The sequence below is a fragment of the Paraburkholderia sp. HD33-4 genome, from assembly GCF_021390635.1.
Lineage (GTDB): Bacteria > Pseudomonadota > Gammaproteobacteria > Burkholderiales > Burkholderiaceae > Paraburkholderia.
The window spans coordinates 3,633,824-3,659,044 of record NZ_JAJEJS010000001.1; the positions used below are offsets into that span (position 1 = coordinate 3,633,824).

Annotated in this window: 24 protein-coding genes; 13 read left to right on the top strand and 11 right to left on the bottom strand. The window is 64.7% G+C overall.

Annotated elements, in window-relative coordinates:
- The first annotated feature begins 179 nt into the window (after positions 1-179).
- Together adk and L0U84_RS16125 are read left to right on the top strand one after the other, a co-directional pair.
- Positions 180-845, top strand: coding sequence for an adenylate kinase (adk, locus tag L0U84_RS16120; protein ID WP_233851092.1), 666 nt, complete (start codon positions 180-182; stop codon positions 843-845).
- Between the two features lie 255 nt (positions 846-1,100).
- Entirely contained in the window at positions 1,101-1,859 is a 759-nt protein-coding gene (locus L0U84_RS16125; RefSeq protein ID WP_233851093.1) for a 3-hydroxyacyl-CoA dehydrogenase, read from the top strand.
- Between the two features lie 128 nt (positions 1,860-1,987).
- Here L0U84_RS16125 and L0U84_RS16130 read toward each other — a convergent pair whose 3' ends face one another.
- Both L0U84_RS16130 and murJ read right to left on the bottom strand, forming a co-directional pair.
- The gene (locus L0U84_RS16130; RefSeq protein ID WP_233852048.1) at positions 1,988-2,830 is read right to left on the bottom strand and encodes a SirB1 family protein; all 843 of its coding nucleotides are present in this window, start codon (positions 2,828-2,830) and stop codon (positions 1,988-1,990) included.
- A 5-nt stretch (positions 2,831-2,835) separates the two neighbouring features.
- On the bottom strand, positions 2,836-4,386 hold the full coding sequence (gene murJ, locus L0U84_RS16135) for a murein biosynthesis integral membrane protein MurJ (protein ID WP_233851094.1): 1,551 nt from the start codon (positions 4,384-4,386) through the stop codon (positions 2,836-2,838).
- 508 nt (positions 4,387-4,894) lie between these two features.
- Between murJ and rpsT the strand changes: the two genes are divergently transcribed.
- On the top strand, positions 4,895-5,173 hold the full coding sequence (gene rpsT, locus L0U84_RS16140) for a 30S ribosomal protein S20 (protein ID WP_233851096.1): 279 nt from the start codon (positions 4,895-4,897) through the stop codon (positions 5,171-5,173).
- Positions 5,174-5,364: 191 nt separating this feature from the next.
- On the opposite strand, the gene L0U84_RS16145 is transcribed toward rpsT, so the two are convergent.
- Positions 5,365-5,712, bottom strand: coding sequence for a DUF3579 domain-containing protein (locus L0U84_RS16145; protein ID WP_129960153.1), 348 nt, complete (start codon positions 5,710-5,712; stop codon positions 5,365-5,367).
- A gap of 505 nt (positions 5,713-6,217) precedes the next feature.
- Between L0U84_RS16145 and argF the strand changes: the two genes are divergently transcribed.
- Complete coding sequence (argF, locus tag L0U84_RS16150; RefSeq protein WP_233851099.1) at positions 6,218-7,147, top strand: ornithine carbamoyltransferase; 930 nt, start codon at positions 6,218-6,220, stop codon at positions 7,145-7,147.
- Between the two features lie 139 nt (positions 7,148-7,286).
- On the opposite strand, the gene murB is transcribed toward argF, so the two are convergent.
- Positions 7,287-8,369, bottom strand: coding sequence for a UDP-N-acetylmuramate dehydrogenase (murB, locus tag L0U84_RS16155; protein ID WP_233851100.1), 1,083 nt, complete (start codon positions 8,367-8,369; stop codon positions 7,287-7,289).
- A 261-nt stretch (positions 8,370-8,630) separates the two neighbouring features.
- Between murB and L0U84_RS16160 the strand changes: the two genes are divergently transcribed.
- The gene (locus L0U84_RS16160) at positions 8,631-9,116 is read left to right on the top strand and encodes a YajQ family cyclic di-GMP-binding protein (protein ID WP_018421633.1); all 486 of its coding nucleotides are present in this window, start codon (positions 8,631-8,633) and stop codon (positions 9,114-9,116) included.
- A 96-nt stretch (positions 9,117-9,212) separates the two neighbouring features.
- Here L0U84_RS16160 and plsY read toward each other — a convergent pair whose 3' ends face one another.
- Both plsY and ybaK read right to left on the bottom strand, forming a co-directional pair.
- Positions 9,213-9,848: a glycerol-3-phosphate 1-O-acyltransferase PlsY gene (gene plsY / locus L0U84_RS16165; protein ID WP_233851102.1), complete on the bottom strand. Its 636-nt coding sequence runs from the start codon at positions 9,846-9,848 to the stop codon at positions 9,213-9,215.
- A gap of 142 nt (positions 9,849-9,990) precedes the next feature.
- A complete protein-coding gene (ybaK, locus tag L0U84_RS16170) occupies positions 9,991-10,482 on the bottom strand; it encodes a Cys-tRNA(Pro) deacylase (RefSeq protein WP_233851103.1) in 492 nt (163 codons plus the stop codon).
- A gap of 202 nt (positions 10,483-10,684) precedes the next feature.
- On the opposite strand from ybaK, the gene L0U84_RS16175 reads away from it, so the two are divergent.
- Positions 10,685-12,247, top strand: coding sequence for a class I adenylate-forming enzyme family protein (locus L0U84_RS16175; protein ID WP_233851104.1), 1,563 nt, complete (start codon positions 10,685-10,687; stop codon positions 12,245-12,247).
- A gap of 33 nt (positions 12,248-12,280) precedes the next feature.
- Here L0U84_RS16175 and xerD read toward each other — a convergent pair whose 3' ends face one another.
- The 3 genes from xerD to queG all read right to left on the bottom strand — a co-directional run bounded on the left by xerD (position 12,281) and on the right by queG (position 15,120).
- Positions 12,281-13,237 (bottom strand): site-specific tyrosine recombinase XerD, encoded by a 957-nt coding sequence (gene xerD / locus L0U84_RS16180; protein WP_233851105.1) that lies wholly within the window; start codon positions 13,235-13,237, stop codon positions 12,281-12,283.
- Complete coding sequence (locus tag L0U84_RS16185; RefSeq protein WP_233851106.1) at positions 13,234-13,704, bottom strand: methylated-DNA--[protein]-cysteine S-methyltransferase; 471 nt, start codon at positions 13,702-13,704, stop codon at positions 13,234-13,236. Before L0U84_RS16185 ends, xerD begins: the two co-directional genes overlap by 4 nt.
- A gap of 93 nt (positions 13,705-13,797) precedes the next feature.
- Positions 13,798-15,120 (bottom strand): tRNA epoxyqueuosine(34) reductase QueG, encoded by a 1,323-nt coding sequence (gene queG, locus L0U84_RS16190; RefSeq protein WP_233851107.1) that lies wholly within the window; start codon positions 15,118-15,120, stop codon positions 13,798-13,800.
- 17 nt (positions 15,121-15,137) lie between these two features.
- Between queG and tsaE the strand changes: the two genes are divergently transcribed.
- Both tsaE and L0U84_RS16200 read left to right on the top strand, forming a co-directional pair.
- Complete coding sequence (tsaE, locus tag L0U84_RS16195) at positions 15,138-15,734, top strand: tRNA (adenosine(37)-N6)-threonylcarbamoyltransferase complex ATPase subunit type 1 TsaE (protein ID WP_233851108.1); 597 nt, start codon at positions 15,138-15,140, stop codon at positions 15,732-15,734.
- Positions 15,716-17,362: an N-acetylmuramoyl-L-alanine amidase gene (locus L0U84_RS16200; RefSeq protein WP_233851109.1), complete on the top strand. Its 1,647-nt coding sequence runs from the start codon at positions 15,716-15,718 to the stop codon at positions 17,360-17,362. Before tsaE ends, L0U84_RS16200 begins: the two co-directional genes overlap by 19 nt.
- A 94-nt stretch (positions 17,363-17,456) precedes the next feature.
- Here the strand turns inward: L0U84_RS16200 and L0U84_RS16205 are convergent, their stop codons facing one another.
- Positions 17,457-18,338: an EamA family transporter gene (locus L0U84_RS16205; RefSeq protein ID WP_233851110.1), complete on the bottom strand. Its 882-nt coding sequence runs from the start codon at positions 18,336-18,338 to the stop codon at positions 17,457-17,459.
- 167 nt (positions 18,339-18,505) lie between these two features.
- On the opposite strand from L0U84_RS16205, the gene L0U84_RS16210 reads away from it, so the two are divergent.
- On the top strand, positions 18,506-19,381 hold the full coding sequence (locus L0U84_RS16210; protein WP_233851112.1) for a pirin family protein: 876 nt from the start codon (positions 18,506-18,508) through the stop codon (positions 19,379-19,381).
- Positions 19,382-19,658: 277 nt separating this feature from the next.
- On the top strand, positions 19,659-20,507 hold the full coding sequence (gene trxA / locus L0U84_RS16215) for a thioredoxin (RefSeq protein WP_233851114.1): 849 nt from the start codon (positions 19,659-19,661) through the stop codon (positions 20,505-20,507).
- Between the two features lie 139 nt (positions 20,508-20,646).
- Here the strand turns inward: trxA and tcdA are convergent, their stop codons facing one another.
- On the bottom strand, positions 20,647-21,504 hold the full coding sequence (gene tcdA / locus L0U84_RS16220) for a tRNA cyclic N6-threonylcarbamoyladenosine(37) synthase TcdA (protein ID WP_233851116.1): 858 nt from the start codon (positions 21,502-21,504) through the stop codon (positions 20,647-20,649).
- A gap of 248 nt (positions 21,505-21,752) precedes the next feature.
- On the opposite strand from tcdA, the gene pdxH reads away from it, so the two are divergent.
- The 3 genes from pdxH to L0U84_RS16235 all read left to right on the top strand — a co-directional run bounded on the left by pdxH (position 21,753) and on the right by L0U84_RS16235 (position 25,216).
- Positions 21,753-22,394: a pyridoxamine 5'-phosphate oxidase gene (gene pdxH / locus L0U84_RS16225; protein WP_233851118.1), complete on the top strand. Its 642-nt coding sequence runs from the start codon at positions 21,753-21,755 to the stop codon at positions 22,392-22,394.
- Positions 22,395-22,543: 149 nt separating this feature from the next.
- Complete coding sequence (locus tag L0U84_RS16230) at positions 22,544-23,758, top strand: SAM-dependent methyltransferase (protein ID WP_233851120.1); 1,215 nt, start codon at positions 22,544-22,546, stop codon at positions 23,756-23,758.
- 84 nt (positions 23,759-23,842) lie between these two features.
- A complete protein-coding gene (locus tag L0U84_RS16235) occupies positions 23,843-25,216 on the top strand; it encodes a DUF72 domain-containing protein (protein WP_233851122.1) in 1,374 nt (457 codons plus the stop codon).
- Positions 25,217-25,221: the final 5 nt, after the last annotated feature.

The window sequence follows — 25,221 nt, forward strand, 5'->3', positions numbered from 1 at the left end:
CGCGCCTCCCAGCGCAGGCGACACTCGGGTTATCCCGGTCGCGCGCCGTTCGGATCTTGCAGCGCCGTCCTGTTCGACGTGCAGCGCGAGCTAGCCAACGGTAGCCGATGCGGGTCCTGCGAGGATCGCCGGGAAGCATGGCGCGTCATCAAAGAATTCACATAGATCTGGAGATATCCATGCGTTTGATCCTGTTGGGTGCACCGGGTGCTGGCAAAGGCACTCAGGCCAACTTCATCAAGGAAAAGTTCGGCATCCCGCAAATTTCGACCGGCGACATGCTGCGCGCGGCCGTCAAGGCTGGCACGCCGCTCGGCCTTGAAGCGAAGCGCTTCATGGACGCCGGCGAGCTCGTCACGGACGAACTGATCATCAACCTCGTGAAGGAACGTCTGCAGCAGCCGGACTGCGCGAACGGCTATCTGTTCGACGGCTTCCCGCGCACGATTCCGCAAGCCGAAGCAATGAAGCAGGCGGGCGTCGCGATCGACTACGTGCTCGAAATCGACGTTCCGTTCGACGAGATCATCGTGCGCATGAGCGGCCGCCGCTCGCATCCGGCTTCGGGCCGCACGTATCACGTGACCTTCAATCCGCCGAAGGTCGAAGGCATCGACGACGTGACCGGCGAGCCGCTGATCCAGCGCGACGACGACAAGGAAGAAACGGTCAAGAAGCGTCTGGAAGTGTATGAATCGCAAACCAAGCCGCTGATCGAGTACTACAACGGTTGGGCAAAGAACGGCGATGCGTCGAGTTCGGTGAAGGCGCCCCAATATCGCCGCATTTCGGGCCTCGGCAGCGTCGAGGAAATTCGCGGCCGCGCGTTCGACGCGCTGAAGTAAAGCCAGATTGGTCTAAACATTACCGCCGTTCGCGTCTGACGAAAAACCCGCCCACTTTGGGCGGGTTTTTTATTGGCGGTGCGCATATCAGAAGCGGCAAGCGGTGAGGATGGCTCAGCCGAATAGTTAGTTTTCCCTGGCGCTCGAATGCTGCCGCCCCGTTCGCTTTCCGCATTGCAACACAGCCGCTACAATCGACCGTCGAATAATGTTTCGATCGAGAGAGCACTGAATAATCGTAGCAAAGGAGAAAACATGGAGATTCGAGACAACGTGTTCCTGATCACCGGCGGTGCATCAGGGCTCGGCGCCGCCACCGCGCGCCTGCTCGTCGAGAACGGCGGCAAGGTCGTGCTCGCCGACCTGAATCTGGATGCGGGCGAGGCGCTCGCCAAGGAGCTCGGCGGCGTATTTGTCAAATGCGACGTGAGCCGGGAGGAGGACGCGCAACAGGCCGTCGAAGCCGCGACGAAGCTCGGCACGCTGCGCGGTCTCGTCAACTGCGCGGGCGTCGCACCGGCCGCGAAGACCGTCGGCAAGGATGGCCCGCATTCGCTCGATCTGTTCACGCGCACGATCTCGATCAACCTGATCGGCACGTTCAACATGATCCGGCTCGCCGCGGCGCAGATGTCGAAGAACGAGCCAAACGCCAACGGCGAGCGCGGCGTGATCATCAACACGGCGTCGGTCGCCGCGTTCGACGGCCAGATCGGCCAGGCGGCGTACTCCGCGTCGAAGAGCGGCGTGGTCGGCATGACTCTGCCGATCGCGCGCGACCTGTCGCGCAACGCGATCCGCGTGATGACGATCGCCCCCGGCCTCTTCGAAACGCCGATGCTGCTCGGCATGCCGCAGGAAGTGCAGGACGCGCTCGGCGCGATGGTGCCGTTCCCGCCGCGTCTGGGCAAACCGGCCGAATACGCGATGCTCGCCAAGCAGATCTTCGACAATCCGATGCTGAACGGCGAGGTGATCCGGCTGGACGGCGCGATCCGTATGCAGCCGAAGTGAGGATCGCCTGGCGATTGGTCTGGTCGCCGCGATGCGCGGCCTGGGCCCGCATACGGCGATAAAAAACGCCTGCACATGTGTGACATGTGCAGGCGTTTGTGTTTTATGCAGCGCGAAACCCTGGGGCGCTACTCGCCGCCGTCGTGCCGCGTGCGCTGCCGCAATTCATGCAGCTGCGATTCGACCACGGTGGCGTCTTCCGCATCGGGGCGATCCCCGAGGTAGCTTTCGAGGTCCTCGAGCGCGGGCCGCAGGTAATCGAGCCGCGCATACGCGAAGCCGCGATCGCGCACTTCCTCGATATTGTCCGGCAGCAGTATGACGAGCCGCTGTTGCACCGCGAGCAGACGTTGCCAGCGCTCGGTCTGCAGATAGATCGCCTTCAGGTTGCGCAACATCCGCGCGACGATCTCGCGACGCGTGGCCGGTTGCAGCAGCATGCGCAACGCGCGCCCGACCGAATCGCCGGCCGACGCGACGTACGGCTCGAGCATCTCGACCATCTGCGACTCGGACAGCGAATGACCGGTGGTCGGATCGAGCATCACGTCGCCGTCGGGCGTGGTCACGCGCAGCAGGAAGTGGCCCGGGAACGACACCCCGCGCACCGGAACGCCGAATTGCTCGGCCATCTCCAGATAGAGCACCGCGAGCGAAATCGGAATGCCGCGGCGACGCTTCAGTACGACGTTCAGATGACTGTTGTCGGGGTCGTAGTAGTCGTTCAGATTGCTCGCGAAACCGAGTTCGCGAAAAAAGAAACGATTGAGGATGCCAACCTTCTGGCGGATGTCGGCATCCTCGGGCATGCGGCGGTGCAGCCGCAGCACCAGTTCGTCGATCTCGGCGAGCACCGACTGCAGATCGAGGTCGGGATAGGCGTCCTGCGCGAGCGAGAGCGCCGTCTCAGTCAGCGGCAGACTCTCGTCTTCGGCGACGAGCGTACTGAAATAATCGAGAACCCGCGACATCGTGATCACTTCACTCGCCTTTTGAAATACGCGTACTTGAAGCCCATCAGCCAAAGCATACCGAAATATAGCGCGGCGAACAGCACGAGACACGCACCGAGCAACGCCATGCGACTGACCGGCTGGCTACGCATGCCGATCCAGTCGAAGCTGATCGCGAGCCAGCGCATCACGCCGGCGAGCACGAGGCACGCGCCGAGCAACTGTACGAAAAACTTGAGCCAACCGCTCGACGGCATGTAGATGCCGCGTTTGCGCAGACCAATGAACAGCAGCAACGCGTTGACGCAAGCGCCAAGCCCGACGCTCAGCGTGAGACCCGCATGTGCGAACACCGGCACGAACGCATAGTTGCTCAGCTGCGTGACGACCAGCACGCCGATGCCGATCTTCACCGGCGTCTTGATGTCCTGCTTCGCGTAGAAGCCCGGCGCGAGGATCTTGATCAGGATCAGTCCGATCAGGCCGACGCCGTAGGCGGCGAGCGCGCGGCTCACCATCACGACCGAGGTGCCGTCGAACTTGCCGTAGTTGAACAGCACGGCAGTCAACGGCTGCGCAAAGAAGAACAGCGCGATCGCGCTCGGCGCGGCGAGTAGGAACGTCACGCGCAGCCCCCAGTCGAGCAGCGACGAATACTCGTGCGAATCGGCATCGACGTGCGCCTTCGACAGGCTCGGCAGCAGAATCGTGCCCAGCGCGACGCCGAGCAGCGCGGTCGGAAACTCCATCAGCCGGTCGGCGTAGTTGATCCAGGACACCGCGCCCGGGCCGATGTGCGACGCGATGTTGGTGTTGATGATCAGGCTGATCTGCGCGACCGACACCGCGAACATCGCCGGCACCATCTTCGCGAGCACCCGCTTGACGCCGCGATGCGCGAGCGCGCGTACCGGGTTCAGGCCGATGCGCGGCACCATGTCGATCTTCTTGAGGCCTGGCAGCTGCACGATGAATTGCAGCACGCCACCAACGATCACCGCCCACGCGAGCGCATAGACCGGCGTTTGCAGGCGCGGCGCGAGAAACACCGCCGAGACGATGAACGCGACGTTCAACAGCACTGGCGCGAACGCGGGTAACGAAAAGTTCTTGTACGTGTTCAGCACGCCCGACGCCAGCGACGTCAGCGAAATGAAAATGATGTACGGGAACATGATGCGCGTCATCACGACCGCGAGCTGGTACGCGTGGCCCTCATGCGCGAGTCCCGACGCGACCACGAACACGACGCCCGACGCGCCGATCACGCCGATCACCGACAGCACGGCGAGCGCCCACGCGAGCACGGTCGAGGTCGCGTCGACGAGGGCCTTGGTGGCGTCGTGGCCTTGCTGGTTCTTGAACTCGGCGAGGATCGGCACGAAGGCCTGCGAGAACGCACCTTCGGCGGAAATGCGGCGCAGCAGGTTCGGAATGCGAAAGGCGACGTAGAAAGCGTCAGTGTATTGACTGGCGCCGAACGCACGGGCGATCAGCGTTTCACGGGCCAGTCCGGTCACGCGCGACAGCAGCGTGAAGCCGCTGACCGTCAGCAGGGCTCGGAATAGATTCATGGGGCGCTTATTATACGGGTCCCGCCAATGCGGGCGACGAGCCGGAACGCGATTCGGACCGATTTGCCACACGGACGTTCGCCGCCATCGGCTCAAAAGCGTGATTTTTTTGTGTTTTCCTCGGTCGTCCTGGCGGCGCCTGCGTCTTCCAGCGGCGCCCTCGCACGAGGCCAGCGCATAAGCGCCAACATCACGCTGCTCCGGTCACTGTGGTGCCGTCGCGCGTTTTCCGTTGTCACGTGCCTGATTTTGTTGCTATAATCGTCGGTTTCGAAGCTTGCTCAGTTTTCGAACGGTCTTCGGACGGGATTCTCAGGTTGGCGCAACGCCGCCTGTCAATGCATCCGGATACCTGAAAACACGGGCCCGCCTTCGCGTAGTTCGATCGATTTTTTCGACACTTTTGCGCCCTTGGGCAATCGCTTCCAAGGGTTCGGATCGAGAAGCAGCACCTCGCCTATTCAATCAAGGTCGGGTACTGGAAACAGGAACAGGATAAGGAACCGTCATGGCTAACTCCGCACAAGCACGCAAGCGCGCCCGCCAGGCCGCGAAGGCAAACTCGCACAACTCGGCACTGCGCTCGAAGTTCCGCACGGCTATCAAGGCTGTCCGCAAGGCAATCGACGCAGGCGACCAGGCTAAGGCCGCCGAAATCTTCAAGGCATCGTCGAAGACCATCGACATCATCGCCGACAAGAACATCATTCACAAGAACAAGGCAGCTCGCCACAAGAGCCGCCTCGCTGCAGCCCTCAAGGGTCTGCAAGCGCCCGCAGCGCAGTAATTCCGGTCGGCCCGCTCCGGCGGGCTACCTCCTGTTTCCGCTGCACAAGAAGCCCGCATTGGCGGGCTTTTTTGTTTTTGCCTGCCATATGCGCTCGCTCACGTCGCCGCGCACGCTGGATGACCAGCCACAAAAAAACCCGCTGCTCGCGGGTTTTTGTTTTTGCTTATCGCCGAAGCGGCCAGCTTGCGTCAGATCACGTGCCGCTTGGCTTGCGGCGCAGGCGCATGCTCGAGTTCCAGTTCGCACGCCTCGGTGACGAGGAGGTCGTTGTCTTTCGCGAAGTTCAGCACGAAATCGAAGGCCATTGGCTCGATGTCGCGCAGCCGCGAATCGAGGATCACACACTTGAGGTCGCCGATCATGGTCGGCCGCACGTACAGCGAATACTGCATGTACGCGTTCGGCCCCTTCCTCGTGCCGGGCCCAAACGACGACATGACGCCCGCGAGCCGCTCCGACCAGTCGCTCGGCCGAAACTTTTTCCCGGTCGACGTAATGCCCTGAATGAAATACTCGATTGGAGCTGCTTCGGCCATGTAGAAATACCTGTGTGACTGCCCAGCGGAATGACGGCCAACCGGCGACGCCAGATGTACGTCCGAATTCGCCGCAAGCGACGTGCACGGCAAGCGCTTGCAGCCACCTGCGACGTACGTGGGACCTGGCACTAACGCAACAATGACGAGCCGCACCACGAGAACCGCTGCGGCGAACCGGCTGAACCGCTCTGGCGCCTGTCATGACGGCCACGCCGTGACAGGTCTTCCGCGCCACGCGAGCCGCGTTTCTTCACGAGAAACGCCGGCCTGCTGGGCTTTGGGATAACCCGTAGATTATAGCGCAGCAGGCCCTTTTCCGCAGCGCACACAAGCACTCTCCGATGGCCTCGCCAAGCCCGATGCCACGCTTTCGGAGCGCTTTCACCAGCTTCCGGCCGACTCGTCAAACGGGGCGAAATCCTTTATGCTGCATGGAGTTACCACCAAACCGACGGCGGCACAGTCCGGCAATCCTGCCGGGTGAGACCGCCGTATTTGTTTCATGACCGCCAAGAAAATTCGCCACTACCTGCAGTTCAAAGACTTCTCGCTGGAAGACTACGAGTACGTGCTGGAACGCGCGCGCATCCTGAAACGCAAATTCAAGAACTACGAGACCTATCACCCGCTGCATGACCGCACGCTGGCGATGATCTTCGAAAAGAATTCGACGCGCACGCGCCTGTCGTTCGAAGCCGGCATCTTCCAGCTCGGCGGCCACGCGGTGTTCATGAGCACGCGCGACACGCAACTCGGGCGCGGCGAGCCGATCGAAGATGCCGCGCAGGTGATCTCGCGCATGGTCGACATCATCATGATCCGCACGTTCGGCCAGGACATCATCCAGCGCTTCGCCGAGAATTCGCGCGTGCCGGTGATCAACGGGCTCACGAACGAATACCACCCGTGTCAGGTGCTCGCGGACATCTTCACGTACTTCGAGCATCGCGGTCCAATCCGCGACAAGACGGTGGCGTGGGTCGGCGATGCGAACAACATGCTGTACACGTGGATCGAAGCCGCGCAGATTCTCGGCTTCAAGCTGCGCCTGTCCACGCCGCCGGGCTACAAGCTAGACCGCGCGCTCGTCGCGGCGGACAGCGCACCGTTCTACGAGGAGTTCGACGATCCGAACGAAGCCTGCGCGGGCGCCGATCTCGTCACCACCGACGTGTGGACCAGCATGGGCTTCGAGGCCGAGAACGAAGCGCGCAAGAAGGCTTTCGCGGACTGGTGCGTCGACGCCGACATGATGGCGCGCGCGAATCCCGACGCGCTCTTCATGCACTGCCTGCCCGCGCATCGCGGCGAGGAAGTCAGCGCGGAAGTGATCGACGGACCGCAAAGCGTCGTGTGGGATGAAGCGGAAAATCGTCTGCACGTGCAGAAGGCGTTGATGGAATACCTGCTGCTCGGCAAGCTCAATCACTGAGCGAGCCGCCCCGTTTAGCCCCACGGCAACCGCACCGCAGTACAAAAAAGGCGCCAGGAGTTTCCTCCCGGCGCCTTTTTGCATTCATCGGCAGCAAAGCTTCGCGCGCATACTCAGCGCGAACAGATCGATCTGCCGCTCACAGGCATACCGGCTCCGCCTCCAGCTCCACACCGAATCGCTCGAACACGTCGCGCTGGATCGCCCGCGCCAGCGCCAGCACTTGCGCGCCGCTCGCGCCGCCGCGATTGACCAGCACCAGCGCCTGCCGCTCATGCACGGCCGCCGCGCCCATCGCGCGTCCCTTCCAGCCGCAGCGGTCGATCAACCAGCCGGCCGCCAGCTTGACCCGGCCGTCCGCTTGCGCATATGACACGATTTCCGGCTCGCGGCGCTCGAGCGCCTCGAACTGCGCGGCGTCGATCACCGGATTCTTGAAGAAGCTCCCCGCGTTGCCCAGTTCGAGCGGATCGGGCAGCTTTGCACGCCGCACGGCAACGACCGCATCGAAAATGGCCTGCGCGGTCGGCTGCATGGCCGCGCTATCAACTTCCCCGCTGCGCGCCGCAGAACCACGCGCCGCCAGTTCGCGCGCGAGATCCGCGTAGCCCGCGCGCGGCTGCCACGCCTTCGGCAAACGGAACGTCACCGACGTGATCACGAAGCGCTCGCGCCCTTCCCGCTTGAAAAAACTGTCGCGATAGCCGAACCGGCACGCATCGGCGTCGAGTTCGACCGCGTTGCCGGTCGCGAGCTCGATCGCCCGCAGCGACGCAAAGCGTTCGCAGATCTCGAGCCCATACGCGCCGATATTCTGGATCGGCGCTGCGCCGACGGTGCCGGGAATCAGCGCGAGATTCTCGAGGCCGGGCATGCCCTGCGCCAACGTCCACGCGACGAAGTCGTGCCACGGTTCGCCGCCGGCCGCTTCGACATACCACGCGTGCTGATCCTCGCGCACCACGCGGCGGCCGCGCAGCGCCACCAGCAGCACGAGACCGGCGAAATCGCCGGTCAGCACGACGTTGCTGCCACCGCCGAGCACGAGGCGCGGCAGGCTCGCGACGCGCGGGTCGCGCACCGCGGCGAGCAACTGCTCCTCACGCTCGATCAGGCACGCGAACTGCGCGCGCACGTCGAAACCGAACGTGTTGTGGGCCTTCAGCGGATAGCCGGCCATGAGGGACGCGACAGCAGGAGCGGCAAGATCGGATTGGGACATCGGAATGGCAACAGGGAAACTGGGCAACGGACAACGGGCAACGGACAACTACGCGAAGCAACGAAAAGCGCCGCATGACGGGTAGGACGACAGGAACGGCGCCGCCCGACCCGGCATCGCCCGCCGGCGCGACGCTGCGCGGCGGCCTTGGGCAAAAGGGAGCGGCGTCGGTAAAATGACGTCCGGTCCGTGATTATAGCGAGTGCCTCGCGCGCAGCCGACCGGCCGCGCCGCGCACTGCCGCACTATTGGGAGAATGCAATGCCATCGTTTGACGTCGTCTGCGAAGCGAACATGATCGAAGTCAAGAACGCGATCGAGCAATCCAACAAGGAAATCTCGACGCGTTTCGACTTCAAGGGGTCCGACGCGCGCGTCGAACACAAGGAAAACGAAATCACCGCGTACGCCGACGACGACTTCAAGCTCGGCCAGGTGAAGGACGTGCTGCTGTCGAAAATGGCCAAGCGCAACGTCGACGTGCGCTTCCTCGACTACGGCAAGATCGAGAAAATCGGCGGCGACAAGGTCAAGCAGGTGATCAAGATCAAGAAGGGTGTGTCGGGCGATCTGTCGAAGAAAATCGTGCGTCTGGTGAAGGACAGCAAGATCAAGGTGCAGGCGAGCATTCAGGGCGATGCGGTGCGCATCACCGGCGCGAAGCGCGACGATCTGCAAAGCGTGATCGCGATGCTGCGCAAGGACGTGACCGACACGCCGCTCGACTTCAACAACTTCCGCGATTAAGCGGCACGGCTCGCGAGGCTTGCAACGAGCCTCGCGCAAAGTCAGAACCGCTCGCGCTTCGCCTCGATCAAGCCGGGCGATGCGGCTCAGCCCACCTCAAAGATCGTTGCCCGCCGCCGGACTGGCGGCCTTCTTCTTGTCGCCGATACGGCTCTCCTGCCCCTTCATCAGCTTCGCGATATTGCCGCGATGCCGCCACACGAGCAGCAGGCTCATCACCAGAACCGCGAGCGCGACGATGCGCGGCCCGAACAGAAAGACGTAGAAGAGCGGCGCGAACAGCGCCGAGCACAGCGCCGCCAGCGACGAGTAGCGCGTGAAGAACGCGACGATGATCCAGGTCAGCAAGGTCGCTACGCCAAGCGTGGGATTGATCGCGAGCAACACGCCCGCGGCGGTCGCGACGCCCTTGCCGCCCTTGAAGCGGAAGAAGATCGGATACAGGTGGCCGAGAAACACCGCGAGCGACGCAATCGCGATCGAGCGCTCGTCGAGCCCATAACGCGCGCCGAAATGCACGACCAGCCACACCGGCAGCCAGCCCTTGAAGGCGTCGCCGATCAGCGTCAGAATCGCGGCCTTCTTGCTGCCGCTGCGCAGCACGTTGGTGGCGCCCGGGTTGCCCGAGCCGTACGAGCGCGGGTCGTCGAGACCCATCGCGGCGCTCACGATCACGGCAAACGACAACGAACCGATCAGATAGGCAACGACAGCGACGATCAGGTTTTGCATCTGGGACTCTTATAAGGATCGCGGTCTGACATTCGACACCCCAACCGCAACAGGGCATGCCCGTCGAAACAGGGCGGCGCACATTTTACCGAACGCGTCCGCGCGAAAAACATTCAGGCAAACGTCAATTCGCGCATCGGCATCAGTCCACGCTCGCGCATTGCACGGGCCTCGCCGCGAGCAGATCCGTGAGCACCTTCGGCTCGATGCTGACGAGAAAGCCGCGCCGTCCGCCGTTCAACCAGATCCTGTCCATCTCGAGAATGGTCGACTCGACATACACCGGCATCTGCTTGCGCGTCCCGAAGGGCGACGTGCCGCCGATCAGATATCCCGAATGCCGGTTCGCGACCTCGGGCTTGCACGGCTCGACGCGCTTCGCGCCGATCTGCCGCGCGAGGTTCTTGGTGCTGACGGTGCGATCGCCGTGCATCAGCACGATCAGCGGCTTCGCGTGCTCGTCTTCCATCACCAGCGTCTTCACGACGTGATGCTCGTCGACGCCGAGCTGGCGCGCGGACTCCTCGGTGCCGCCATGCTCGACGTAGTCGTAAGGATGCTCGCCGAACGTGACGCCGTGTCGGCGCAGCAATTGCGTGGCGGGAGTTTCGGACACGTGTCTGGATTTGCTCATCGGCGCATTGTAATGGCGAGTTTGCACAACGGCTATTTGCCGGACGAGCAATTGTGCGGGTGCGGAGATTGTGGCACGATCGTTCGAAAATATGCCGACGCGGTGCGCGATACTGCTTGCCGGGCAAATTGCTTGTGAAAAAACTTGCATGGGACCCGAGTAAGCGCTCGTGCGCTAACTCGGGTCGACAGAGGAGACAGTGTTGAACCAGGCTTCATCCATCCGTGCCACGATCGACATTCCCGCGCTGCTCGCCGCGCTGCCCGCGCGCATCAGCGACATTCCGGCGCTCGCCGCCGCTCGCGATCCGCGGCATGTCGCGCTGATCGAAGACGCGCGCCGCCTGACCAACGCGCAACTGCGCGATGCCGTCGACACCGTCGCCGCGCAGCTGCGCGCCTGGGGCGTGCGCGGCGGCGATCGCGTGATGATCGTCGCGGAAAACAGCATCGTGCAGATCGTGCTGCTGTTCGCGACCGCGAAGCTCGATGCGTGGGCGCTCGTGTCGAACGCGCGGCTGTCGGCCGCCGAGCTCGATTCGATTCGCGCGCACGCGCAACCGCGCGTCGTCGCCTATGCAGTCGAAAGCTCGTCCGATGCGCGCCAGCATGCAGAGCGGCATCAGGCAACCGAGGCACCCACGCTGTCGCCGGACATCGGCGCATGGTCGTATGCGGTGGACGACAGCGTACAGGCCGAAGCGGTCGAAGCCTCCAGCGACCGCCAATGCGCGGCGCTGATCTACACGACCGGCACGACCGGCGCGCCGAAGGGCGTGATGCTGTCGCATCGCAATCTGCTGTACATCGCGGCCGTATCGAGCCGGCTGCGCCAGGTCGGCTCCGACGACATCGTCTATGCGGTGCTGCCGATCTCGCATGTGTACGGGTTCGCGTCGGTGTGCCTCGGCAGCCTGCATGCGGGCGCGACGTTGCGGCTCGCGCCGCGCTTCGTGCCGGAAGCGGTGCGACGCGCCCTCGCCGACGAGCACGTGTCGATCTTCCAGGGCGTGCCGGCGATGCACGCGAAGCTGCTCGAACATCTGCACACGCACGGCCACGCATGGTCCGCGCCGCGACTGCGCTTCGCGTACTCGGGCGGCTCGCCGCTCGACGCCGCGCTGAAGGCGCAGGTCGAAGCCGTGTACGGTCTGCCGCTGCACAACGGCTACGGCATGACCGAAAGCAGTCCGACCGTATCGCAAACGATGGTCGACGCCCCGCGCGCGGATTGCTCGGTCGGAGAGGTGATTCCGGGCGTCGAGGTAAAGTTCGTCGGGCTCGACGGCGCCGCAGCCGCGCCCGGTGAGATTGGCGAGCTGTGGGTGCGAGGGCCGAACGTGATGCTCGGCTATTACCGCAATCCCGAGCAGACCCGCGCGAGCGTCACCGAGGACGGCTGGCTTAAGACCGGCGACCTCGCGAGGCAGGACGCGGACGGCGCGTTGCATATCGTCGGGCGCAGCAAGGAGCTGATCATCCGCTCGGGTTTCAACGTGTACCCGGCAGAGGTCGAGCATGTGTTGAACGCGCATCCGCAAGTCGTGCAGTCAGCGGTGATCGGACGCGCGGTCGAGGGCAATGAGGAGGTAATCGCGTTCGTCGAGCTGATTGCCGGCGCGACGGTCACGCCCGCGGAGTTGATCGCGTGGTGCGGCGAGCGGCTCGCGCCTTACAAGCGGCCAGCCGAGCTGAAGGTGCTCGCGGCACTGCCAGCCGCGTCCACCGGCAAGATTCTCAAGCACCGGCTGCGTGAGTTCGTGTGAAGCGCGCGGGCACCCGTCCGCTTCACGTCGTGCTCATCCGCGCGGATGATGCTGCGCATGCAGCGATTTCAGACGCTCTCGCGCGACGTGCGTGTAGATCTGCGTCGTCGAAATATCGGTGTGGCCGAGCAACAACTGCACGACCCGCAGATCCGCGCCGTGATTGAGCAGGTGCGTCGCGAACGCGTGCCGCAACGTATGCGGCGACAGTGGCGCATGCACGCCCGCCGCCTGCGCGTGTCGCTTGATGATGTTCCAGAACTGCTGGCGCGTCATGCCTTCGGCGCGTGCAGTGACGAATAGCGCATCGGCCGCGCGCGGACCGAGCAGCGCCGGGCGCGCCTCGCGCAGGTAGCGCTCGATCCACGCGTGCGCCTCTTCGCCGAACGGCACCAGCCGCTCCTTCGAACCCTTGCCGGTCACGCGCACGACGCCCTCGTTGAGCCCCACCTCCACGGTCTTCAGCGTGACCAGTTCCGTCACGCGCAAACCGCTCGCATACATCAGCTCGAGCATCGTGCGATCGCGCAAGCCGAGCGGCGTGTCGATGTCGGGCGCGCCGAGCAGCGCTTCGACCTGCGCTTCGCTCAATGTCGACGGAAATCGCGGCGGCTGCTTCGCGGAGCGCAGGCGCAAGGTCGGGTCGGCGGCCGCGCGGTGCTCACGTACCGCCCACGTGTAATAGCGGCGAAACACCGACAGCCGGCGGTTCGCCGAGGTCGCCTTGTCGTTTTGCCGCGCCGCGCTGTAAGCACTCAGGTCGGCTTCGCTCGCGATGTCGAGCGACGCATTGCGGGTGTGCGCGAGCCATTCGCAGAACAGCCGCAAGTCGCGGCGATACGCGTCGAGCGTGTTGCGCGACAGGCCGTGTTCGAGCCACAGCGCGTCGCAGAAGGCATCGATCGATGCGGAGCTGGTCAGCAGCAGCGGCGAGTCGGCGGCCGTGTCTTCGACGTGGGTGGCGGTATCGGGGGTGGCGCTCGTGCTCATGCGTACGGCACACCCTCGTGCGCGAGCAGCCAGCGCTTCACGTTGCGAAAGAAGCCGTCGCCGCCATCGTGCGCGAAGCCGCCGATGCCGCTCGAACTCACCACACGGTGACACGGAATTACGATCGGAAAGAAATTCGCGCCGCACGCCTGGCCGACCGCGCGCGGCACGCTGCCGAGCTGCTTCGCGAGTTGTCCGTAAGTCAGCACGGCGCCCGGCGGGATATCGCAGATCGCCTGCCACACGCGCCGCTGGAACGCGGTGCCGCACTCGGCGAGCGGCAGCTCGAACTTCGCGGAGGCGCGCGCGAAGTAACGCTCGATCTGTTCGGCCGCCTCGCGTGCAAGCGGTGTCACGGGCGCGACGTTGGGTGTCGACTCGGGCAGATAGACGATCTCGCGCACGGCTTCGCCTTCGAGCCGGATGCCGACCTTGCCGAACGGCGCATCGATCACTGCGTTGAACATGATTGCCTGCTCCTCTGGCGTGCCGGATTGCCGGCACGAATTGCCACGACCGAATTGCCACGACCGAATTGTCACGACCGAATTGTCACGACTTTACGCCGCTTCGAGCGCCCACTCCACGTGCTCGCGCACGAGCGCTGACGGATGATCGATACGCTGCCTCAACGCTCGCACGATCGCCGCGCGCGCGTCGGCCTCGAGACTCGCGGGCGCGGCGCGCAATGCGTTACCCATGCCGACCGCGAGATTGCGCAGCCAGCACTCGTAACCGATGCGGCGAATCGCGCTGCCCTGCATGCGCGTATCGAACTCTTGCGCGCTCCACCCGAACAGTTCGACCAGCGACGCGCGATCGAGCCCGTGCCGCACGTCGAAATCGGCGACCGGCGCGGCCTGCGCGAACTTGTTCCACGGACACACGAGCTGGCAGTCGTCGCAGCCGTACACGCGGTTGCCGATCAGCGGCCGCAGGTCGAGCGGAATGCTGCCCTTCAGTTCGATCGTCAGATACGAGATGCAGCGCCGCGCGTCGACCTTGTACGGCGCGACGATCGCGCCGGTCGGACAGGCGCCGATGCAGCGCGCGCAGCTGCCGCAATGCGAGCCCGGCGTTTCGGGCGCGGCCTGGGGCGAGGTTTCGGCGTCGGTCGGCAGCGGAATGTCGACGTAGATCTCGCCGAGAAAAAACAGCGAGCCGGCGTCCCGCTGCAGCAGCAACGTGTGCTTGCCGCGCCAGCCGATGCCAGCCTTCTGCGCGAGCTCGACTTCGAGCACCGGCGCCGAATCGGTGAACACGCGATAGCCGAACGGCCCGATCGCCGCTTCGATCCGCTCGGCCAGGTGTTGCAAGCGCTGACGCATCACCTTGTGATAGTCGCGGCCGCGCGCATAGATCGACACGACCGCCGCCGACGGGTCCGCGAGCCGTGCCTGCTCGAGCGCGCGCCAGTCGCGCGCGCCGGGTGCCGGGCGTGGCGGGTGTTGTGCGACGGCTTGCGGCACATCTTGCGACTCGCTTTCAGATGCGCTTCGATGCGACTGCTCATGCGCCTGTTCCGACGCCTCTCCCCCCGGCGTCTGCGCAGGCAAATAGGCGATGCGCACGGTGATCACGCGTCGCGTGCCGGCCACAAGCTCGGCCGGCCGCGCGCGTTTCATGCCGTGTTTGGCCATATAATCCATCTCGCCGTGGCACCCCGCTTCGAGCCACGCTGCAAGCGGCGCTTCGGCGGCCGACAGATCGGTATCGCTAATGCCGATCGCCCCGAAACCGAGTTCACGGCCCCACGTCTTGATGTCGAGCGCGAGCGCACGAAGCGTCGCCTCGTCGAATCGGGACGTTGCACCAGAAGCTCGCGAGGCATCATCGGCCGACGCGGGCGTGCAGGAAACAGGGGACTTCGGACTTCGGTTCATCACGCCATTTTACGAGAATGCCTGTCAATTCCGATCACGCGACCCTACCGTCCGCTCCCGTGCTGTTCGAACGCTCTTTCGCGCTCGCGGACGAAGCCGCCACGCAGGCGTTCGGCGCGCGCTTCGCGCAGGCGATCGAAAGCGTGCGCGCGGCATCGCGGGCACAGCCTGGCGTCGCCAACGGCCTCGCGTTCCACGGCTTGCAAGTGCAACTCGTCGGCGATCTCGGCGCCGGCAAAACCACCCTCGTGCGCGCGACCTTGCGCGGCCTCGGCCACACCGGCCGCGTGCGCAGTCCGACCTACACGCTCGTCGAACCGTATGTGCTCGAGCGGCCCGCCGGGGAACTCGCGCTCTATCACTTCGATCTGTACAGATTCACCGATCCGGCCGAATGGGCCGACGCGGGCTTTCGCGAATATTTCGACAGCGGCGCGGTCTGCCTCGTCGAATGGCCGCAACGCGCGGGACCGCTGCTCGGCGTGCCGGATCTCGTCTTCTCGCTCGGGCTCGTCGGCCACACGGACGCAATCGCGGACGCAAACGCGGACGCACGCGTACTCGTCGCACGCGCTTATAGCGAATCAGGAAAGGCATGTCTCGAAAGATGTTAATCAAACCGTTCCACTCGATCGAATCCGCGGCGGGCGCAACGCATAACTGGCGGCGCCGGCAGATCCTGCGCGCGGGTGCGTCGACGCTGGTGCTCGGCCTCGTCGCGCCGCGTCTCGCGTTTGCGAGCTCGGTGCTCGGCGTTCGCGTGTGGCCCGCGCGCGACTACACGCGCGTGACGATCGAATCGGATCAGCCGCTGCAAAACACGCAGCAACTGCTGCAGGGACCGGACCGGCTCGTGGTCGATCTGAACGGCCTCGATCTCGATCAGGCGCTGAAGGATCTGGTGTCGAAGATCACGCCGAACGATCCGCAGATTTCGTCGGTGCGGGTCGGGCAGTATCAGCCGCACGTGGTGCGCATGGTGTTCGACCTGAAAGGCTCGGTGAAGCCGCAGGTGTTCGCGCTGCCGCCGGTGGGCGCCTACAAGTACCGGCTCGTGTTCGACCTGTATCCGGCTGTCGCGCCCGATCCGCTGATGGATCTGCTCGCGCAGTCCGAGCGCAAGCAGCAGGCGCTCAACGAAGAAAACAGCGCGCCGCCCGCGACCCTCGCCGGCCCCGGCACGACGCCGCCCCCTGACAACAGCGAGGCGTTCTTCGAGCATTACGCGCAGAACGGTGGCGCGGGTAATGGTGCCGGCAGCGGTGCCGGCAGCGGTGCCGGCAATGGCGCCGGCAGTGGCGCCGCGGGTGTGCCGCATCCGCCCGCGCATGGCACGACGGCGCCGTCCGCGCCGGTCATTGCCGGCAGGCAGTCAACACCGTCCGCGCCGCCCAGCGTGATCGCCCGCAACAAGAGTGGCAACGCGAACGGCAACAGCACCGCGCGCGGCCTCGATAGCAACAACGACAACCTGGGCGATGGCGACGACACCTACGCATTCACCACGCCGAAGTCGAGCCGCAGCAACACCGTGCGACTGCTCACCGTCGCGATCGATCCGGGTCATGGCGGCGAGGATCCGGGCGCGATCGGCGGCGGCGGCACCTACGAGAAGCACGTCGCGCTCGACATCGCGAAGAAGCTGCGCGCGAAGATCGACGCTCAGCCGAACATGCGCGCGATGATGACCCGCGACGCCGACTTCTTCGTGCCGCTGAACGTGCGCGTGCAGAAGGCGCGCCGCGTCGGCGCGGACCTGTTCGTGTCGATCCACGCGGACGCGTTCACCACGCCCGAGGCGAAGGGCTCGTCGGTGTTCGCGCTGTCGGAGCACGGCGCGTCGAGCGCGGCCGCGCGCTGGATGGCGAACAAGGAGAACTCGTCGGACCTGATCGGCGGCATCAACATCAAGTCCGACGACGCGACCGTGAACCGCGCGCTGTTCGACATGTCGACCACCGCGCAGATTCGCGACTCGATGCGCTACGGCAACTTCGTGCTCAAGGAGATCGGCGACATCAACAAGCTGCACAAGGGTTCGGTCGAGCAGGCCGGCTTCGCGGTGCTGAAGGCGCCTGACATTCCTTCGATCCTCGTCGAGACCGCGTTCATCAGCAATCCGGACGAAGAGAGGCGCCTGAACGACGACGCGTATCGCGAGAAAATGGCCAATGCGATTTTGACCGGCATCAAGCGCTATTTCGCGGCGAATCCGCCGCTCGCGAAGAGCCGCATGACGTGATGTCCGAGCTGATGTCGTCGGGCATGAAGCAATAAAAAACGGCCTCACGGCCGTTTTTTTATTGCACGCTCGCCACGCGCGCCGCCACGGTTGCTCAGCGCGCCGGCATCAGGCGCTGCACGACCCAGCCGCCGAACACGTTGACCGCGAGCCCCGCCATCACGAGCAACGCGCCCGCCACCTGGACCGCGGACAATTGCTCGCCGAGCAACAGCGACGCCGACGCGAGTCCGACGATCGGCACCAGCAGAGAGAACGGCGCGACCTGGCTCGCCGGATAGCGCGACAGCAGACGGCTCCACAAGCCATAGCCGACCAACGTCGCGATAAACGCCAGATAGACGATCGCGAAGATCGACAGCGCGCTGATACCGGTCAGCGCGGCGGCGATCTCGTGCGGCCCTTCGAACACGAACGACGCGGCGAAAAACGGCAGCGGCGGAATCAGGCTGCCCCACACGACCAGTCCGACCAGATCGACGTTGCCGACTTTCTTCGTGACGATATTGCCGAGCGCCCACATGCACGCGGCGCACAGCGTCAGCAGGAAACCGGCGAGCGACATCGTGTGGCCGCCTTGCAGTCCGATCACCGCGAGCCCCGCCGCCGCGATCAGCAGACCCGCGACGTTCGGCAAACGGAAACGCTCGTGCAGAAACAGCGCCGCGAAGATCAGCGTGAAAAACGCCTGCGCCTGCAGCACCAGCGACGCGAGCCCCGCCGGCATGCCGACGTACATCGCCGAGAACAGGAACGCGAATTGCCCGAACGAAATCGTCGCGCCGTAGGCGAACAGCCAGCGCCACGGCATCTGTGGCCGCTTGACGAAAAACACCGCCGGCACCGCGGCGAGCGTGAAGCGCAGCGCGCCGAGCAGCATCGGCGGCACGCCGTGCAGGCCGACCTTGATCACGACGAAGTTGACGCCCCACGCGAGCACGACGATCAGCGCGAGCAGCAAGTCCCTGGGCGACATTCGCCTCTCCAATGTGATGGTTCAATCCGGCAGTGTAGCGGAGGCTGCGAACCCGGTTCATTGCGCCGGCTCATGGCCGGCGTGCGCCGTCGCCGTCGGGCGCACGCGACGCGCAGTAGAATCGACCATTCCAGCCTTCTCCTTCCACTTTCCCGTCGAACCTGCCCATGACTTCCTCGATCAAAGCCGTCCTCAAACCGCACTTACGCGACATCGGCAATCTGACCGTGCGGCGCGTGCTGCCGGCGTTGGCGGCGCGCCTCGTCGGCCCGTTCATCTTCTTCGACCACATGGGCCCGGCAACCCTCGAACCCGGCAGCGGCCTCGACGTGCGCCCGCACCCGCATATCGGCCTCGCGACCGTCACCTATCTGTTCGACGGCGCGATCATGCATCGCGACAGCCTCGGCTCCGAGCAGAAGATCGTCCCCGGCGACGTCAACTGGATGACGGCCGGGCGCGGCATCGTCCATTCGGAGCGCACGCCGCCGGAAGACCGCGCGCGCGGCCAGAAGATTCACGGCATCCAGACCTGGGTCGCACTGCCGCTCGCCGATGAGGACGCGGAGCCGTCGTTCGCGCATCATGCGGCGGCGACCTTGCCGGTCGTCGAGCGCAACGGCGTGACGCTGCGCGTGATCGCGGGCACCGCGTTCGGCGCGGTATCGCCGGTCGCGACGTTCTCGGGCACGCTGTACGTCGCCGCCGACTTCACGCCGGGCAGCGCGTTCGCGCTCGAACCGGAGCACGAGGAACGCGGCGTGTATCTGGTGGAAGGCGATCTGGAGATCGACGGCACGCCGCTCGAAGCCGGCCAGATGGCCGTGCTCGCGATCGACGAAACCGTCACGCTCGCGAGCACGCACGGCGCGCGCGTGATGCTGCTCGGCGGCGAGAAGCTCGACGGCGAGCGCTTCATCGAATGGAATTTCGTCGCGAGTTCGCGCGAGAAGATCGAAGCCGCGAAGCTCGCATGGACCAATCAGGAAATGGGCCACGTGCCCGGCGAAACCGAATGGATTCCGCTGCCGCCGCGCAAGTGACGGCGTCGGCCCCACGCGCGCAGGACCGCATTGAATTCGCGCGATTCGGCCCCACCTAGGGCCTGTTCACGCTAATAGCGGCCAGCCCCGCGATGGATTTTTTTTGGAACAGGGGAACGTGTCTTTCCGCCCGTATTGCGGCGTCGGTCGTCGCTTGTTTGGCTCGGCCAAACGGCGCTCCTCGCTCCTTGCACTACAGGCGCAAAGGCACGTTCGCAAGCCCGTTATTAGCGTGAACAGGCCCTAGCCACAAACCGTTTTTATCGACGAGGACGCAATGGACACCACTCTGGCCACTTTTGAACAGGACGTCATCAAGGCGTCGATGCTGGCCCCCGTGCTGGTCGATTTCTGGGCGCCATGGTGCGGCCCCTGCAAGAGTCTCGGCCCGATGCTCGAAAAGCTCGAAGCCGAAGCCGCCGGCAAATGGAAGCTCGTGAAGGTCAACGTGGACGAGAACCACGAACTGGCCGCGCACTTCCAGGTGCGCAGCATTCCGCACGTGATCGCGTTCGCCGACGGCCAGGCCATCGATCAGTTCATCGGCGTGCTGACCGAAGGTCAGCTGCGCGAGTTCCTCGACCGGCTGGTGCCGCAGGGTGCGCCGGCCGCGCGCATCGAAGCGCAGACCGCGCTCGCCGAAGGGCGCCGCGACGAAGCGTATGACTTGCTGCAAGCCGCGCTCGCGTACGACCCGGGCTTCGACGACGCGCGCATGGACCGCATCGAGTTGCTGCTCGAAGACAACCGCATCGACGAGGCCCGCAACGAAGTCGATCTGCTGTCGCCGAAAACCACGCAAGGCATCGACCCGCGTTTCAACGCAATCAAGACCCGGCTCGACGCGGTGGACGCCGCCGCGGACCTGCCGCCCACCGATGCGCTCGAAGCGCGCGTCGCGGGCAATCCCGACGATCTCGAAGCGCGCTACGATCTTGCGAATGCGTTGATCGCGCGGCGCAAATACGCGCAGGCGCTCGAACATCTGCTCGCGATCGTGCAGCGCGACCGCGCGTTCCGCGACGATATCGGCCGTAAGACGATGTTGTCGGTGTTCGATCTGGCCGGGCACCAGCCGGAGCTGGTGTCGCAGTGGCGGCGCAGGCTGAGCGCGTCGTTGTATTGATCGTTTGAAGTCGCTCGCGGTGCGGCGGGTTGGGTGCGGGTGGAAGAATCCGTACCCACGCAGCCACGTAAGCGGTCACCTCAACCGTCTCCTCATCCGACACCTAAGCCGGCACCTAAGCGGTCACCTCAACCGCCCACTAGGCCACCGCCCGTTTCGCCAACTCCCGCAACACGAACGCCGCAGCCGCGAAACCAAAGCTCGCGGTTACGCACACGCTCGACCCGAACCCCGCGCAGTTCAAGCCGACCGGCCCCGTGTGTCCCGGCGACGTGCTGACGTGCTCGGCCTGCTCGTCGATGTCGCAGACAGCCGCTTCCGGGTAGATCAGCGGTTCGTCCGAATACACGGCGCTCACCTTGAACTTCGCTTTCGGCCCGCGCGGAAAGCCATGCTGCTTGCGCAACTGCCCGCGCACCTTCGACAGCAGCGGGTCCTGGATCGTCAGCGCGAGATCGTCGATGCGGATACGCGTCGGGTCGAGTTGACCGCCCGCGCCGCCGACCGTGATCAGCGCCTGCTTGCGCTCGACGCACCATGCGATCAGCGCGGTCTTGGTGCGCACGCTGTCGATGGCGTCGATCACGTAGTCGAAGCCGCCGCCGAGCGTCGCCGCGAAATTGTCCGGCTCGACGAAGTCTTCGATCAGCCGCACGTCGCAGTACGGATTGATCGCCGCGATGCGCTCGGCCATCGCCTCGACCTTCGGTTTTCCGTAGTTGCCGTCGAGCGCGTGAATCTGCCGGTTAGTGTTGCTTTCGGCGACGTTGTCGAGATCGATCAGCGTCAGCGTGCCGAGCGCGCTGCGCGCAAGCGCCTCCGCGACCCACGACCCCACGCCGCCGATGCCGATCACCGCGACGTGCGCGCCCTCGAACGCGGCGAGCGCGGGCGCGCCATACAGGCGTGCGATGCCGCCGAAACGGCGCGCCCGGTCGGCGGTTTCATTCGCGTCGAGGCTGGTAGTAAGATCAGATTGCGCGGTGGTGCTGGACATGATGACGGGACTCGAAAACACAGGCGGAACGGAACAGGCGGCGGCGCTTTGGCAAATCGCCTTGGCAAATAAAGCGCGCAGCCTGTATTTTGCCTGAACACATGAAAGCGGCCGCGCAGGACCACGAGCAACGACGCAACGTTGCAGGCCTGGCGCTCGCAACTGGCGCCGCGTTACGTTGATCCGCTCGCGCGCAAAAAACTGGCTCCTTAGCTATACTTGGCTAACTGTAGCGTTCGCATAAGAACATGATCTCACTCGCCGAGCTTCGAAAAAACTATTCGCTGGGCTCACTGGACGTTGCCGACGTCAACCACGATCCGTTCCGTCAATTCGGTACGTGGTTCCAGCAGGCAATCGACGCCAAGCTGCCCGAGCCGAATGCAATGACGCTGGCCACGGTCGACGCGCGCGGCCGGCCTTCGGCACGCATCGTGCTCATCAAAGGCGTCGACGAGCGCGGTTTCGTGTTCTTCACCAATTACGAGAGCCGCAAGGGCCGCGAACTGGCCGCGAACCCGTACGCGAGCCTGCTGTTTTACTGGATCGAGCTCGAACGCCAGGTCCGTATCGAGGGCCGCGTCGTTAAAACTAGCGCAGAAGACAGCGATGCGTATTTCACGTCGCGTCCGCTCGGCTCGCGCATCGGCGCATGGGCATCGAATCAAAGTCAGGTGATTGAAAGCCGTTCGCAGCTCGAAACACGCGAACGCGAAATCAGCCTGCAATACGGCGACAATCCTCCGCGTCCGCCGCACTGGGGTGGCTACCGTCTGGTGCCCGACGCGATCGAATTCTGGCAAGGGCGGCCATCGCGGCTGCACGATCGTCTGCTTTACACGCGCGCGGAAGAAAGCGCCAACTGGCTGATCGCACGCCTGTCGCCCTGACCGGACGATGACCAACGAATGACGCCGGCGGCGCCGCCAACGTAGCGGCGCGCGTCGGCGGGATTGCGTTCGCGCGGCCCGCGCAATGCGCCGCGCCCTGTCGCGATCCACATGGCTTTGCTTTAAATCAACGAACACGGAGAGATCACATGTTCTGGGAGAAAAAGCTGGCGCAGTGGGTTGAAGATGTCAAAACCACGGCTAACCTGCCCGCACGCCTCGTGCTGTGGGACGGTCAGCAACATGACTTCGGGCAGTTCGCCGCGCCCCGGGTCACGCTACACGTGAAGAGCGCAACCGCGCTGCCCTATCTGCTCGAACCGAGCCTCGATAATCTCGGCGAAGCCTATGTCAAAGGCAAGATCGACATCGAGGGCAAGCTGTCGGACATCATCAATATCAGCTATCAGCTCGCGCGCAGCACCGTGACGAGCGCCGGCAAGCTCGCGCGCGTGCGTCGCTACTTCAATCATTCGAAGACCTCGGATAAGAGGGCGATCCAGTATCACTACGACGTGTCGAACGAGTTCTACAAGCTGTGGCTCGACGAGAACATGGTCTACTCGTGCGCGTACTTCGAGACCGGCACCGAAGACCTCGCGACCGCGCAGTTGAAGAAAATCGATCACATTCTGACCAAAATCCAGGTGCAGCCCGGGCAGCGTCTGCTCGACATCGGCTGCGGCTGGGGCGCGCTCGTGCTGCGCGCCGCGCAGAAGTTCGGCGCGAAATGCGTCGGCGTCACGCTGTCGCAGAACCAGTTCGATCTCGCCACCGCGCGCGTGAAGGCGGCGGGCCTCGAGAACCAGATCGAAATCCGCCTGCAGGACTATCGCGACATCCAGGGGCAGTTCGATCGCATCACGAGCGTCGGCATGTTCGAGCACGTCGGTCGCAAGAACCTGCACGGCTATTTCCAGAAGATGCACGATCTGCTCGCCGACGACGGCATCGCGATGAACCACGGCATCACGTCGAGCGACGCCGATAGCGGCGAAACCGCGCTCGGCGGCGGCGAGTTCATCGACCGCTTCGTGTTTCCGGACGGCGAGTTGCCGCACATCAGCCTCGCGCTCGAATCGATGCAGCGCGGCGGGCTCGAACCGGTTGACGTCGAAAGCCTGCGCCGTCACTATGCGCACACGCTCGATCTCTGGGCGGAGAATTTCGAAGCCCATGCGGACGAAGCGCGCAAGCTCGTCGACGACGAAAAATTCCGCATCTGGCGCGTGTACCTGGCCGGCTGCGCGTATGCGTTCGAAAACGACGACGTGTCGATCTTCCAGGTGGTGTGCCGCAAAGCCGGCGGCAGCGCGAAAAACCTGCCGTGGTCGCGTCGCTACATGTACGAAAAACCGCTGTGACCCGGCTGCGACCGGTCGCGCCGCGGCGGGGTGCATGAAGCGCGCGCCGCGGCGCAACTCTGATGAACAGCAGGCCGGACATCGATGGACCCAAGCAGGACGCATGACGTTGAAGAGCCGTTGAACGGCAAAGCTGGCAAAGACGCCGAAGGCGGCGGCCCGGACGGCGCGGAGCATGAAGCCGCGCAGCAGTTCGATCTGTTCGGAATGCCGGTGCAGACGCCGGTGGACACACCGGCCGTGTCCACGAGCGAAGCTGATTCCACGGGCGGCGCAACCGCGCAGCCAGAACGCAAGCGCGCGCCGAAGACCACCAAAGCCAACGCCGCCGAGTCGCTATTCGATGGCGAGGCCACGCCCGACGGCCCGGCCCCTGAGCCAGACTCCCCGCCCGCCTGCCCCGCCGCCCCGAAAAAACGCCGCGGCCGCGACGTGCTCGCAGCACCGCCGTCGCCCGAACTGCTTGCGCTCGCGGCGCAATTGCCGCCGCAGATCCACCTCGGCACGTCGACATGGTCGTTCCCGGGCTGGAGCGGCATCGTCTACGGCGACGACTACAGCAACAGCAAACTGTCGCGCGAGGGCTTGAGCGCGTACGGTGCGCATCCGCTGCTGAAGACGGTCAGCATCGACCGCTCGTTCTACCAGGCGCTGACGGTCACCGAATACCTGCGCTACGCGCAGCAGGTGCCCGAGCACTTCCGCTTCATCGTCAAGGCACCGATGACGATCACCGACGCCACCGTGCGTGCCGAGCGCGGCGAGCCGGTGTCGCTGAACCCATGCTTCCTGAACGCGCAAATGGCGATCGACGATTTCGTCACGCCCTGTCTCGAAGGCCTCGGCGCAAAGGCCGGCGCGCTGGTGTTCCAGTTCTCGCCGCTGCCGGATCAGATGCTCGCGCAGCCGGCGGTGTTCATCGAGCGTCTGGCGGAGTTTTTCAACGCGCTGCCCGGGCTGCCCGACGGCAGTTGCTACGCGGTCGAGATTCGCGACGCGAGCCTGCTCACGCCGCGCTTCATTCGCATGCTGAAAACGGCGGGCGTGCGCTACTGCGTCGGCATTCATGCGCGGATGCCCGATCCGCTGCGCCAGGCCGCCGCGCTCGCGCTACTCGACGGCGAGCCGGCCGGCCCGCTGATCGTGCGCTGGAGCCTGCACGGCGGCTTCAAGTACGAACAGGCGAAGGCGAAGTACGAGCCGTTCAACCGGCTCGTCGACGAAGATCCGGCGACTCGCGCGTCGCTCGCCGAACTGGCCGCGCGCTACGCGCTCGCCGGCCAGCCGGTCGTGATCGCGGTCAACAACAAGGCGGAAGGATCGGCGCCGCTCAGCTGCGTGAAGCTGGCCGAAGAGATCGTCGAAGCCTGCGTGCGTATCACGCAGGGAAGCGAAGATGATGGCGATGGCGATGGCGGTGTCGACGCCGCGCCGTCGCAAGCACAGGAACCACACTGACGAAC

Excerpts from the sequence above, each read along its gene's own strand:
- L0U84_RS16205 (WP_233851110.1), bottom strand. The coding sequence starts at position 18,338 with ATGTCGCCCAGGGACTTGCTGCTCGCGCTGATCGTCGTGCTCGCGTGG.
- L0U84_RS16210 (WP_233851112.1), top strand. The coding sequence starts at position 18,506 with ATGACTTCCTCGATCAAAGCCGTCCTCAAACCGCACTTACGCGACATC.
- pdxH (WP_233851118.1), top strand. The coding sequence starts at position 21,753 with ATGATCTCACTCGCCGAGCTTCGAAAAAACTATTCGCTGGGCTCACTG.
- plsY (WP_233851102.1), bottom strand. The coding sequence starts at position 9,848 with ATGCAAAACCTGATCGTCGCTGTCGTTGCCTATCTGATCGGTTCGTTG.
- L0U84_RS16230 (WP_233851120.1), top strand. The coding sequence starts at position 22,544 with ATGTTCTGGGAGAAAAAGCTGGCGCAGTGGGTTGAAGATGTCAAAACC.
- adk (WP_233851092.1), top strand. The coding sequence starts at position 180 with ATGCGTTTGATCCTGTTGGGTGCACCGGGTGCTGGCAAAGGCACTCAG.
- L0U84_RS16235 (WP_233851122.1), top strand. The coding sequence starts at position 23,843 with ATGGACCCAAGCAGGACGCATGACGTTGAAGAGCCGTTGAACGGCAAA.
- tcdA (WP_233851116.1), bottom strand. The coding sequence starts at position 21,504 with ATGTCCAGCACCACCGCGCAATCTGATCTTACTACCAGCCTCGACGCG.
- L0U84_RS16130 (WP_233852048.1), bottom strand. The coding sequence starts at position 2,830 with ATGTCGCGGGTTCTCGATTATTTCAGTACGCTCGTCGCCGAAGACGAG.
- L0U84_RS16185 (WP_233851106.1), bottom strand. The coding sequence starts at position 13,704 with ATGTTCAACGCAGTGATCGATGCGCCGTTCGGCAAGGTCGGCATCCGG.
- murJ (WP_233851094.1), bottom strand. The coding sequence starts at position 4,386 with ATGAATCTATTCCGAGCCCTGCTGACGGTCAGCGGCTTCACGCTGCTG.
- L0U84_RS16125 (WP_233851093.1), top strand. The coding sequence starts at position 1,101 with ATGGAGATTCGAGACAACGTGTTCCTGATCACCGGCGGTGCATCAGGG.
- tsaE (WP_233851108.1), top strand. The coding sequence starts at position 15,138 with ATGCCTGTCAATTCCGATCACGCGACCCTACCGTCCGCTCCCGTGCTG.
- ybaK (WP_233851103.1), bottom strand. The coding sequence starts at position 10,482 with ATGAGCAAATCCAGACACGTGTCCGAAACTCCCGCCACGCAATTGCTG.
- queG (WP_233851107.1), bottom strand. The coding sequence starts at position 15,120 with ATGAACCGAAGTCCGAAGTCCCCTGTTTCCTGCACGCCCGCGTCGGCC.
- L0U84_RS16145 (WP_129960153.1), bottom strand. The coding sequence starts at position 5,712 with ATGGCCGAAGCAGCTCCAATCGAGTATTTCATTCAGGGCATTACGTCG.
- L0U84_RS16200 (WP_233851109.1), top strand. The coding sequence starts at position 15,716 with ATGTCTCGAAAGATGTTAATCAAACCGTTCCACTCGATCGAATCCGCG.
- rpsT (WP_233851096.1), top strand. The coding sequence starts at position 4,895 with ATGGCTAACTCCGCACAAGCACGCAAGCGCGCCCGCCAGGCCGCGAAG.
- L0U84_RS16160 (WP_018421633.1), top strand. The coding sequence starts at position 8,631 with ATGCCATCGTTTGACGTCGTCTGCGAAGCGAACATGATCGAAGTCAAG.
- argF (WP_233851099.1), top strand. The coding sequence starts at position 6,218 with ATGACCGCCAAGAAAATTCGCCACTACCTGCAGTTCAAAGACTTCTCG.
- murB (WP_233851100.1), bottom strand. The coding sequence starts at position 8,369 with ATGTCCCAATCCGATCTTGCCGCTCCTGCTGTCGCGTCCCTCATGGCC.
- trxA (WP_233851114.1), top strand. The coding sequence starts at position 19,659 with ATGGACACCACTCTGGCCACTTTTGAACAGGACGTCATCAAGGCGTCG.
- xerD (WP_233851105.1), bottom strand. The coding sequence starts at position 13,237 with ATGAGCACGAGCGCCACCCCCGATACCGCCACCCACGTCGAAGACACG.